Origin of the sequence: Nostoc sp. (assembly GCF_036917455.1) — a bacterium.
Classification (GTDB): Bacteria; Cyanobacteriota; Cyanobacteriia; order Cyanobacteriales; family Nostocaceae; genus Nostoc.
On record NZ_JBALDK010000245.1, the window covers coordinates 1 to 11,452 of the forward strand.

An 11,452-nucleotide genomic window follows, 5' to 3' on the forward strand; every position below is an offset into this window, starting at 1 on the left:
TTTGATTTGTATTGTCCATATTTTTAAATATTGTTTATTGTATTTATCTTACAGTAATCTCTAAGTATTTATCCTTGAATAATATTTAGATTCAAAGTGAATATATAATAGCTAGTTAATAGCTATCTTTATGATTGCTGTTAGATTCTTAGCTTTTTCTGATGTATGACTCATATTTGATTTTTGAAAAAACTCAGTATGACTCAAAGAGCCTTTTTTACTGTTGTCTCTTGCCATCTAAGCAAATAAATATAGCTACGCCACGCTGCGCGAACAGAAATCAAAGTTAACTGTTATGGTGAGATTCAGTTTGCTCTTTAGTAGTCTTTGTAATGCTGCAATTGCTTTTACAGACTCCTTTTTTGGCTATTAAGCGATTCACATTAACATTAGTTAACCGTTGCTCAAGCAATTTTTCTATAAAATTATTTATTTGAGTGGGTTGGTTTGGAGATGATGCACCTGTATTAATAAATGTGTAGATTAAAACTATCACTATCAAACTAGTGGTGGCACCAAGCCCTATTCCTAGTAGCAAAATAAAGTTTCTATAACTCAGCAAATAAGTATCATCAGTGTTTTGGTTGATGCCAACAGATTTTGAGGATTGTGGCAATTCCAGATCGGAATTAAGTGCTTGCAAAGCTTCTGCGGCCGATTGATAACGCTGGTTATAGCGATCGCAAACCATTTTATCTAAAATATTTGCAAGACTATCACTTACCTGTGCGCGATCGCGCCAGAGAACTTCTCCAGTATTAGGATCTTCTTGTAGTTGATCGGGTATTAAACCTGTCAAAGCTTGAATGCCAATCATCCCGACTGCATAGATATCGCTGCAAAGTTTTGGCTTTCCCTTAGCCTGTTCGCTAGGCATATAGCCAGGAGTTCCAACAGCAATTGTTAAGCCTGGTACCAAAGCACCAATTTTCTTAATACTCCCAAAGTCAATTAGCACAATCTTTCGATCGGAGTACCGCCGCATTAAATTTTGGGGCTTGATATCCCGGTGAATAATATCATTTTGGTGGACAAATGCCAGCACTTCCAGGATATCTTTTAATAAGTTGAAGACTGTATTCTCGCTAAGACGCTGACCTGGTACAATTTCTTGAGTCAATGCATGACCATCAATAAATTCCTGGACTAAATAGAAATCTCCATCTTCATCAAAATGGGCAAACAGTCTCGGAATTTGATCGTGATCGTTGCCTAGTTGGTATAAAACTTCTGCTTCCCGATCAAATAAGCTTTTAGCGATGGGTAGAACAGCAGGATTGGAATCTTTTGGTTTTAAATGTTTGACAACACAATGAGGTTGTCCTGGTAAATCTAGGTCTATGGCTAAGTATGTATCACCAGAACCTCCGCTTCCTAAGTGTTTGATAATCTCAAAGCGATTCCGAAGTGTTTTTCTGGTGAAAGAGTATTTATGATGTCTGTTCCGTCTAGCATTTGCTAACAAGTAAGTATTACCAGATTCTCCGCTTCCCAGCAGTTTGACAGTCTCAAAGCGACTGCGGAGTGTTTTTCTGACTAGAGGGTTCTGGCTCATGTGGCGTATACTACTTATTAATTTACTGACCATTCAGAGCTTGGGTGAGGGGATGAATATCAGCCGCTAGATTTGTTGATATTTGAGCTAGCCAGCTTGTTAGACAACCTCTGCTTTAGAGCAGTTTTATGGTTAACCTCTTGACTTAGTTGATTTAATACCTTTATAGGTATCTTACATATAAAATAAAATTTGTTTTCGGAATAATTTAGTAAATTCTATCACTTAAGTAAATTTAACACCACTTTATAGTATAGGAATCGTATTGAATTTTTGAACAAAATTAGGTATTGTATGGGAGCCAGTGCATTGCGGTGAATCCAGCGCTGTAGGCGACTGGTTTTCCCGTTGGGAGGTTCCCTCTTTGTAGGAACTGGCGTTGTGTTAGAACGAAGTTCATAACGCAGCATTATTGAGGGTTTGATGCCGGACTATCCGTTATTTATAACTTTAGGTAGAAGACAATATTCAGGATTTAAGTAATTTATTTTAATGTTTGGGTTGACTAATTGAAAAAAACATTGAACAGAGGAATTTAATGGACTAAATATCCTTGCAGTATCCACTGTAAATTTATTAACACATGCATTTAGAGAAAGTAAGAACTTAGGACTAGCCCTTTCAAGGTGGTAAAATTTGGAACGAAGATTAATGATTTCAACCTTCAAAAAGCCCAATATCTGAGCGAAGAACTTAGGATAATAGCACTAAAACAATGTATTTTCGTTGAACACCTTGAAAGGGCTAGTCCTAAAACTGTATTTACTGTTCATTAAAAAAGCCCCCAATAGGGGGCATATCTAAGTTGTTCGCGTGGAGTAAACAACTAATAATTAATACTCACAGTAGATACATTAATCCGAACAAAATAATCCAAATCACGTCAACGAAGTGCCAGTAGATTTCGGCTGCTTCAATGCCAAAGTGCTTTTCGTTACTGTAGTGACCCGGAGTGCGCGATCGCCACAACACGGCAACAATTGCCAAAACGCCGATGGTAACGTGCAATCCGTGGAAACCAGTCAAAACGTAAAATGCACTGGCAAATAAATTGGTAGTTAAACCAAATTCTAAATGGGTATATTCATATACTTGACCCACCAAGAAAATAGCACCCATCGCCGCCGTAATTGCTAACCAGATTCGCGCACCCCGCGGATCGTTCTTTTTGATAGCAGTGTCAGCATTGTGCATGACAAAACTACTAGAAATTAGATTGATGGTGTTGACTCCAGGTAACAATAGTTCTAATTCTGGAGTCCCTGCTGGCGGCCACACAGGTAAGGTAGCACGGAAAGCCAAGTAAGCTCCGAACAGCCCCATAAAAATCATCCCTTCAGCAATCAGGAAAACATATAGCCCAAACAGGCGATGGTCTGGATGTTCTTCGTGATGACCGACGGACGCTTCCGCCGCGTGATGATGATTAAGTTCGATTTTAGCTGGGTCAATAGTTTGACTTTGCATGAATTTTTTAAAGGATAAATTGGGGAGTGGGGAAAGAGGTAGAGGGACAAGGGGACAAGGGGAGCAGAGGGAAAGAAATTCATAGTCCCCAGTCCCCAGTCACAGTTTATTTGCGGTCTTCGGGATTAGCAGCAACGGCTGGATCGGGTTCTGCTCTTAATACTGAGTTTGGCCCGCCAGACAAGATTGGATTGGGATCGTCTAAAGGTACACCTTCATTAGCATTTTCCAAACCGTAGTCGTAGGGGCCTGTAGCCAATACTGGAGTTTGATCGAAATTTTCGATCGCAGGTGGTGAAGTCGTCATCCACTCTAAGGTCAATGCTCTCCAGGGATTATTACCAGCTTTCTCGCCGTACAACCAACTCCAAATCGCATTGATGATGAAGGGAAATGTCGAAATTGCCAGTATGTAAGAACCATAGGTGCAGATTTCGTTCAATGTGGTGAATTTGGGGTCATATTGGGCGATGCGGCGATTCATGCCCATTAAACCCAGCTTGTGCATGGGTAAGAAGGTCATGTTTAAACCAACAATTGTCAAGGCAAAGTGAACCTTACCCCAAAATTCGTTTACCATCCGTCCCGTCATTTTTGGGAACCAGTGGTAAATAGCTGCAAAAATTCCTAGAACGCTACCACCAAATAGTACATAGTGCAAGTGGGCCACCACAAAATAGGTGTCGTGAACGTGAATGTCAAAGGGCACTGCTGCCAACATTACGCCACTGATCCCACCGATTACAAAGGTGCCGACAAAGCCGATGGCGAACAACATCGCACTATTAAGCCGGATTTTTCCACCCCACATGGTTGCTAACCAGCTAAATATTTTAATCCCTGTGGGTACGGCGATGATCATAGTGGTGATCATAAAGAACATCCGCAACCAGCCGGGGATACCACTGGTAAACATGTGGTGCGCCCAAACAATTAGCCCCAAAAAGCTGATGGCTAGAGATGAATAAGCGATCGCTTTATAGCCAAAAATCGGCTTGCGGGAATGAATGGGGATAATTTCTGAAATTGCTCCAAAGAAGGGCAAAATCATGATGTAAACGGCTGGGTGAGAGTAAAACCAGAACATGTGCTGGTAAACTACAGGGTCGCCACCGCCAGTTGGGTTAAAAAATGTTGTCCCAGCAATTAAGTCAAAGGAAAGCAGAATCAGACCTGCTGCGAGGACTGGGGTTGATACCAAAACTAGCGCCGAAGTTGCAAACATTGCCCAGCAGAACAAGGGCATTTTGTGAATGTCCATGCTGGGGATACGCATCTTCAGCAATGTCACCAGGAAATTAATCGACCCCAAAATTGAGGACGTACCCAGTAGCAGGACACTCATAATCCAAATGCCTTCACCCACTTGTCCTGTCACCAAACTCAGGGGAGGGTAGGAAGTCCAACCGGCATCCGGTGCATCGCCGACTACTAAACTGGCGATTAGCAACACACCCGCAGGGGGTATCATCCAAAAAGCCACAGCATTCAGCCGAGGGAATGCCATATCTTTTGCCCCAATCATCAGAGGAATTAGATAGTTAGCAAACCCTGCCCCGGCTGGCACAATCCACAAGAAAATCATGATTGTGGCGTGCAGTGTGAATAGACTGTTGTAGACTTCCGGGGTGACAAAATCTACCTCTGGGGTTCGCAGTTCGGTGCGAACCAAGTCAGCCATTACGCCGCCAATGCAGTAAAAAATAAACGAAGTGACTAGGTATTGAATCCCAATCACCTTATGGTCGGTTTGAAAGCCAAAGAAGTCTTGCCATTTTCTGACCCCTGGTTCCTCAAGAAGGGCAGGGATATTGGCAGTTTCTTGCAACTGAGCTTGTGTCATAGTTGTTAGTCATTGGTCATTAGTCATTAGTGATTAGTCATTGGATTTTGACTAAATAACATAATTGACTAATGGTGAACTTGATGGAGGATTTCTGGTTTAATTCCCATGTCCTTGGTGTAAGGAGCAAGAAAATCATTTGGGGATAAATTCGCTGGGTTAACAGCAACGGCTTGATTTAATGTTTCCTTGCTGGCAACAAGCTGTTCTTGCATCCACTTGTCAAATGCCTCTTCTGACTCAACAACTACTGGCGCTCTCATTGCACCGTGATAGGGGCCACAAAGTTCAGCACAGATTAGAACATAATCTCCTGCTTTTTGGGGGGTGAAGCGAATCTCGCTTTGCCTACCTGGGATCGCATCTTGTTTCAGGCGGAACTCTGGCACCCAAAAGGCATGGATGACATCGTTGGCTGTCATATTGATTTCCACTTCTCGGCCGATGGGGACGTGCATTTCACCTGTAGTTATACCAGTTTCAGGATATGTGAAAATCCAGGCATATTGTAGACCTGTGACGTTGACCTGTAATTGTGCTGGTTTGCCTGCTTTATCAGGAGTTCCCCCAATTGTCGGAGCAACACTACCTACACCTGGAGCATTCCGCAGTTGGGGAATTTGGTCAGCATTACGAACTTCTGCCGTAGCTGGATCTTGCATTGCCTCATCAGATTTTTCTTGATTGAGGTTGGGTTCGGTGCTGGGAGGAGTATCGCTTAAAGTTGCAGCCATAGCACTTCCAGGCATTGCCATCGACTCCTGATTCATCGGCGCTTGATGGATTGCATGGGGATCAAAGCCACCGATTTCGTTGTAAACATCAAAGCTGTAAACAGAAATGCCGATAACGATAATTGCAGGGATCGCCGTCCAGAGAATTTCTAGAGGTACATTGCCCTCAACTGGCGGGCCGTCTTCATTGTCACCTGCACGCCGACGGTATTTAAATGCAGAGTAAATTAAAATACCTTCAACTAACAGGAATATACCTGTAGAAACGACCATCATCGCGTTGAACAGACCATCCACTAATACGGCTTCATCCGTTGCTGCTACTGGCAACAGACCGTGATTTTGACCGTACCAAAGGCTGGCTAGGGTTAGCACGATGCCAATGAGTAATGTCCAGATTGAACTTGGAATCTTCACGGCTTACTTAATTGAATTTACTACGTTATCTTAAAGCTGCCCACTTACTAAGGTAGTCTAGGCTGGAAGGTGTAGAGTATTATGGTCTGAATTTTTTATTAAGTTTTTTAACTATTTTACTAATTTTGGGTACAAGGTGACTATTGAGAAGCAAGAGGAAATAATTATGAATGAAAAGTTTAACTTTAGTTTTGGGGATAAGTAGGTTGGCTGAAATAAACCGAACTATGTAACAAAATGTGAAAACCTCGAAACCCATGCGATTGCTTCATTTCGCTTCTCTCCATTCGCAATGACATAGTTATAAATTTTCCCACCTACTTACTTAAAACCCAGTGCTTCAATCCCAGGCTTTTAAATGCATTCAGGGTTACTTCTGATCCCTTCCCCCTGACTTCTCTCAAAAGTAGATATCAATTAATGAATAAATTTAATGAAAAATTTAGAATGTTTAAATTAATTGTGATTCATCAATTTTTCACATCTTGAAAAATACCTAAAGCTTCAGGCAAAACCTTTCTGGAGTGATTCAAAGTATAAGTGAGTGCTAATCTATAAACCCTGAGCCTATACGCTAGGGTGAAGATAGGACGCTAAAAGAAAATTGAAAATTTTAAGAGATCCACCAAGAGCGGGCAGAAAGTATCCTTCATGAGCGAATTTGTCCTACAACAACAAAATGAAGCGGCAGTTGAGCAGCAAAAGCCCAAGGAAATGATTCGGCGCTTGGTGTGGAAAATATGCATAGCCACCTTAATTTTGATGGCAATAGGCAGTGCCACCCGCGTGATGAATGCTGGACTTGCTTGCCCAGACTGGCCCTTATGCTATGGCGAACTCGTACCAGCCAAGCAAATGAATCTCCAGGTGTTCTTAGAATGGTTTCACAGATTGGATGCAGCTTTAATTGGTGTAAGCGCGATCGCACTTTTCGGTTTGTCCTGGTGGCATCGTCGTTTCTTACCCAAATGGCTACCTTGGGCATCCACATTCGCCCTGTTTTTAATCGTCTTCCAAGGCATCTTGGGAGGGCTTACCGTTACTGAACTGTTGCGGTTTGATATCGTTACCGCTCATTTAGGAACGGCGCTGTTATTTTTTAGTACCCTCCTGATTATCGGCACAGCACTCACCCCCTATCAGGGGACTGGAACCGTTGGTAAGTTGCCTTGGGTAGGTTTAACTGCTGCTGTTCTGGTTTACCTGCAAAGTCTCTTGGGTGCTTTGGTAGGCTCTCGCTGGGCGCTACACCAATGCTTAGGCGGTTCTCAACTTTGTACTGTGATGTACAGCCATATTGCTGGTTTGGTGCCGCCAACAGTGGCAATCTTGGCAATGATATTTATCTGTTGGCGGACACCAGCACTACATCCAGCCTTACGGCGACTGGCAAATATCGCTGGTGGGTTGTTGACATTACAAATCTTGTTGGGATTCGCCACTTTCAAATTACATCTCCAAGTCGAGCCTCTCACCGTCTCTCATCAAGCTATAGGAGCAGCTTTGCTGGGTACTTTGGTGGCTTTCACAGTTCTTGCAATCCGTGATTCAAGTGGTGAGTCACGAGTGCTGTTAGCGGAAGCGGGGCGTTTAGCCCGTGTTGAGTAGGGAATAGGGCATTGGGCAATAATTAATAGTTCTTCTCCCCCTGCCCCCTACTAAACGATGAAGGACGCAACGGCGAGTATTGCGACCTACGCAGGTGCAGAAAATCTGTGTTTTCGTTTGTCTGAAAGAGCCAGCTTGAGCATGGGCTGTATATAAGTTTTTGTTGAAAAATAAGGAACCAGAGCCAAAATGATTGAGACTAATGTCTCTCGCCACCACCAAACATTCTTCCAGGTAGTTCAAAGTTATTACCAGCTAACGAAGCCTCGGATTATTCCGTTGCTTTTGATTACCACAGCTGGGAGTATGTGGATTGCTGCTAAGGGAGAAGTTGACCCATTGCTGTTGCTAGTAACTCTCACTGGTGGCACTTTGGCTGCTGCAAGCGCCCAGACGATTAACTGTATCTACGATCGCGATATTGATTATGACATGGAGCGGACGCGCCATCGTCCGATGCCATCCGGTAAGGTTCAGCCGCGCGATGCTCTAATTTTTGCGATCGCACTGGCGACGCTTTCCTTTACATTACTAGCAGTATTTGCCAATTTGTTAGCTGCCTCGCTAGCCTTCTCTGGCATCGTCTTTTATATTTTGGTCTATACCCACTGGCTGAAACGCCACACCACCCAGAATATCGTTGTTGGTGGAGCCGCTGGGGCAATTCCGGCGTTAGTGGGTTGGGCTGCTGTCACAGGCACTTTAAGCTGGTCAGCATGGTTACTTTTTGGCATCGTCTTTTTGTGGACACCACCCCATTTCTGGGCATTAGCTCTGATGATTCGGGATGATTACGCAAAGGTTGGGATACCAATGCTACCTGTGATTGAAGGTGATACAGCAACAGTACGGCAGATTTGGTACTATACACTGCTAACCGTAGTTGCAACCGTGCTATTGTTTTATCCTTTGGGCGCGAGTGGAATTCTTTATGCTGCGATCGCTGTAAGTCTGGGAGGATTATTTATCCACAAATCTTGGCGGTTGTTGCAAAATCCAGAGGATCGCGCTGTAGCTAAAGAGTTGTTTCTCTTTTCCATCTCCTACATGATGCTGTTGTGTCTGGGGATGGTAGTGGATAGTCTTCCTGTTACCCATAATCTAATTAGTGCAGCGATTAATTATCTGCATTTTATTGCTTAGGGGATGGAAAATTTAGCGATCGCGTTTGGTAAAGGGGCGCGATCGCATTTTCGGAAATTTAAAAAATATACATAATAATTAGAGTTTGGCGGATTTGCGATTAAAAATAAAATTTCAGTTGTAACCAAATTGATTAAAAAACTGAATGTTGACAAATTACATTCGTACAGCAATGCACAAAGCAACTTATGAGTTGCTTGAGGATGGAAGTTTCTATGGCGAAATTCTAGAATGTCAAGGTGTGTGGGCAAACGCTGCAACATTAGAAGCTTGCCGGGAGGATTTGCAAGATACTCTTGAAGGATGGATTGTACTAGGATTGCGTTTGGGTCATACTCTATCAATACTTGATGAAGAAGTTACCTAATCCTTGTAAAGTTATCAAAAATAAGTACGCTCGTTCTCTCAGTGCAAGCTGATTTTAGCTTAAAAGCTAAAAGTGTTCAAGGAATCTGTCTTCTTCGCTGCTTAAAGATTGATGCAATTTACCATCAGGCATGATTGCTCCCTTTAAGGTAACATGTTCCAAATTAGCATTGGTTAGATCAGCAATCCGTAAACTGACACCAGTCAAGTTAGCACCAGTCAAGTCAGCACCAGTCAAGTCAGCACCAGTCAAGTCAGCATCAGTCAAGTCAGCATCAGTCAAGTCAGCATCAGTCAAGTCAGCATCAGTCAAGTCAGCACCAGTCAAGTTGATACATCTCAGGTTGCTACTACTCAGATCAGCTTTTCTTAGTTTGGCTTTACTGAAGTTAGCATTACTCAGATCAGCATTAACCAAACAAGCTGCTTCTAAGTTGGCATTAGCGATATCGGTATTAATCAGTTTTGTCTCACGCAGGTCTGCAAACTTGAGATTCGCTTTCCTCACTTTGGCATTTGTCAAGTTTGCTCCTCTCAAGTTGACCCTAACCATTTCTGCATTATCTAAATTTGCTTCTTTTAAAACAGTCTTACTTAGGTTTGCCCACCCAAGCTCTGCATTTTGGAGAGAAGCTTGGCTGATATCTGCTTCAGTCAAGTCCGCATAAAATAACTTTGCAGACACTAGCTTTGCAAAAAGGAGTTTTGCCTCTCTGAGTGTTGCTCTTTTTAAGTTTATCCCTTCAAGATCGGCTCTTCTCAGGTCAGTCTGATCTAATTTGGTTTTGCTCAAGTCGGCCTGACACAAGTATGCTCCTGTCAGGTTTGCTCCTGTTAGATTTGCTCCTGCCAAGCTTACTTGACTTAAAATAGCTCCGCCTAAGTCTACACCAGAAAAATTTCTTTCTCCTGCATCATACCGTTCTATAAGCTCATCCTCTTTCATTCCTTCAGCTTGCATAATAAACAAATCACCCAAATCACAGCCGAAGTAATTACATAAAGCTTCAGCAGTGTTGCAGTCAATTCGATCAAACTCTTCTTTGTAAAGCCGGCTAATAGCATTGACACTAATACGAGTGTTTTTAGCCAATTGGTACTGGGATAACTGGCGTTTTTCCATAAAGTCTTTTAACTTACAGCTAATCTTTCTCATCAATTTTCTTTAAGACTTCATTACGAGGCATATAAATAATACTATACACTAATGAAGGTTGATGCCGCTAACGTAATAATGATAAAGGTAATATGCACGCTAGTGTTGACAAAATAATACAGGCACAGTAACGTGTATATATTCGGCTGCGAAAAGCCAAAAAAATGCCCCCAAGCTTTCAACTTGGTAGGCATGTTTTCAATTATTTATTTCTACTTCTATTATGAACCAAATTTCCTTCATTTCATCCAATGCTCAGTTTCCTACACCCGATCAGGTTCTAATCCTTGATACAGAAACCACAGACTTAGATATTAAGACAGGGCAGGTTATAGAGTTAGGAGCTATTCTGTATTCGGTGAAGCACCAAACTACTATCAAACAATATTCAGCTCTTCTCCCAGCACAGAATAATCCGGCGGAGCATATAAACAGGATTAAGCCAGCACCGTTAATGGAAATAACAAAAGAACAAGCAGCTGAAAATGTGTGGATGATAACTGAGATGGCAAAGAAGGCGCAAGTCATTGTGACACACAATGCTGAGTTTGATCAGAAGTGGTTTGGTTCTTCAAATAATGGAAACAGTCTGTTACCTGTTTTGTCGAACTCTAACAATGAACCACTTCGTTGGGTTTGTACCTGTACTGAATTCAAATGGCCTCGTCAAATCCGATTTGGTCAATCTCTTATTGAATTAGCCGCCGCGCATGATGTTGGTATTTTTGGAAATCATAGGGCATTAACAGACTGCCAATTGATCGCATATCTTTTTGATCGGATGGAGAACCTGAACGCCATGTTTGAAGTAGCGTTAAGACCCAAAGCTTGGTTTAAAGCTCTTGTAACCTATGAGAATAGGGAAATTGCAAAAAAAGCAGGTTTTAAATGGGTTCCTGAACGTAAGATATGGGTGAGGAAAATGGCTGTGGATGATACCAAAGAACTTCCTTTTATGGTAAGCCCAATTGAATTTTGTCAGTAATCTAAGCAAAGTTCATGTATTTCCTCAAATAAAGTGATTGTGCCTATGGTATCCCAGCCGTTGGCTAAAGGTGTGATCAATCTTTACAGCACTTCCGGCTATTATGAGGTACAGTAGCAGCAACTAGCAAACCAGTTTCTTAAATGTTGAGGATTTATTAAATCGAGTGCAACTGAGA

9 protein-coding genes are annotated in these 11,452 nt (G+C 42.3%); 4 read left to right on the forward strand and 5 right to left on the reverse strand.

Annotation, left to right across the window (positions count from 1 at the left end; all coding sequences use genetic code 11):
• Window positions 1-286: 286 nt before the first annotated feature.
• The 4 genes from V7K42_RS27210 to V7K42_RS27225 form a co-directional block, all read right to left on the reverse strand.
• Window positions 287-1,555 (reverse strand): serine/threonine-protein kinase, encoded by a 1,269-nt coding sequence (locus tag V7K42_RS27210; RefSeq protein ID WP_334920600.1) that lies wholly within the window; start codon window positions 1,553-1,555, stop codon window positions 287-289.
• 840 nt (window positions 1,556-2,395) lie between these two features.
• Window positions 2,396-3,022, reverse strand: coding sequence for a cytochrome c oxidase subunit 3 (locus V7K42_RS27215; protein ID WP_334920602.1), 627 nt, complete (start codon window positions 3,020-3,022; stop codon window positions 2,396-2,398).
• A gap of 106 nt (window positions 3,023-3,128) precedes the next feature.
• The gene (ctaD, locus tag V7K42_RS27220; RefSeq protein WP_334920604.1) at window positions 3,129-4,865 is read right to left on the reverse strand and encodes a cytochrome c oxidase subunit I; all 1,737 of its coding nucleotides are present in this window, start codon (window positions 4,863-4,865) and stop codon (window positions 3,129-3,131) included.
• A 68-nt stretch (window positions 4,866-4,933) separates the two neighbouring features.
• Window positions 4,934-6,016 carry a cytochrome c oxidase subunit II gene (locus V7K42_RS27225; RefSeq protein WP_334920605.1) on the reverse strand — a complete coding sequence of 361 codons (1,083 nt, stop codon included), beginning with the start codon at window positions 6,014-6,016 and terminating at the stop codon, window positions 4,934-4,936.
• 651 nt (window positions 6,017-6,667) lie between these two features.
• Between V7K42_RS27225 and V7K42_RS27230 the strand changes: the two genes are divergently transcribed.
• From V7K42_RS27230 to V7K42_RS27240, 3 genes are all read left to right on the forward strand, one after another.
• Window positions 6,668-7,624, forward strand: a complete 957-nt coding sequence (locus V7K42_RS27230) for a COX15/CtaA family protein (RefSeq protein WP_334920607.1) — start codon at window positions 6,668-6,670, stop codon at window positions 7,622-7,624.
• Between the two features lie 189 nt (window positions 7,625-7,813).
• On the forward strand, window positions 7,814-8,767 hold the full coding sequence (locus V7K42_RS27235) for a heme o synthase (RefSeq protein WP_334920609.1): 954 nt from the start codon (window positions 7,814-7,816) through the stop codon (window positions 8,765-8,767).
• A gap of 145 nt (window positions 8,768-8,912) precedes the next feature.
• Window positions 8,913-9,134 (forward strand): type II toxin-antitoxin system HicB family antitoxin, encoded by a 222-nt coding sequence (locus tag V7K42_RS27240; protein ID WP_334920611.1) that lies wholly within the window; start codon window positions 8,913-8,915, stop codon window positions 9,132-9,134.
• Window positions 9,135-9,200: 66 nt separating this feature from the next.
• On the opposite strand, the gene V7K42_RS27245 is transcribed toward V7K42_RS27240, so the two are convergent.
• The gene (locus V7K42_RS27245) at window positions 9,201-10,289 is read right to left on the reverse strand and encodes a pentapeptide repeat-containing protein (protein WP_334920613.1); all 1,089 of its coding nucleotides are present in this window, start codon (window positions 10,287-10,289) and stop codon (window positions 9,201-9,203) included.
• Window positions 10,290-10,512: 223 nt separating this feature from the next.
• Between V7K42_RS27245 and V7K42_RS27250 the strand changes: the two genes are divergently transcribed.
• On the forward strand, window positions 10,513-11,274 hold the full coding sequence (locus tag V7K42_RS27250) for a 3'-5' exonuclease (protein WP_334920615.1): 762 nt from the start codon (window positions 10,513-10,515) through the stop codon (window positions 11,272-11,274).
• Window positions 11,275-11,452 lie beyond the last annotated feature (178 nt).

Bases quoted from the DNA above. Each gene is read 5' to 3' on its own strand.
- V7K42_RS27210 (WP_334920600.1), bottom strand. From the start codon at position 1,555: ATGAGCCAGAACCCTCTAGTCAGAAAAACACTCCGCAGTCGCTTTGAG.
- V7K42_RS27215 (WP_334920602.1), bottom strand. From the start codon at position 3,022: ATGCAAAGTCAAACTATTGACCCAGCTAAAATCGAACTTAATCATCAT.
- ctaD (WP_334920604.1), bottom strand. From the start codon at position 4,865: ATGACACAAGCTCAGTTGCAAGAAACTGCCAATATCCCTGCCCTTCTT.
- V7K42_RS27230 (WP_334920607.1), top strand. From the start codon at position 6,668: ATGAGCGAATTTGTCCTACAACAACAAAATGAAGCGGCAGTTGAGCAG.
- V7K42_RS27235 (WP_334920609.1), top strand. From the start codon at position 7,814: ATGATTGAGACTAATGTCTCTCGCCACCACCAAACATTCTTCCAGGTA.
- V7K42_RS27240 (WP_334920611.1), top strand. From the start codon at position 8,913: ATGTTGACAAATTACATTCGTACAGCAATGCACAAAGCAACTTATGAG.
- V7K42_RS27245 (WP_334920613.1), bottom strand. From the start codon at position 10,289: ATGAGAAAGATTAGCTGTAAGTTAAAAGACTTTATGGAAAAACGCCAG.
- V7K42_RS27250 (WP_334920615.1), top strand. From the start codon at position 10,513: ATGAACCAAATTTCCTTCATTTCATCCAATGCTCAGTTTCCTACACCC.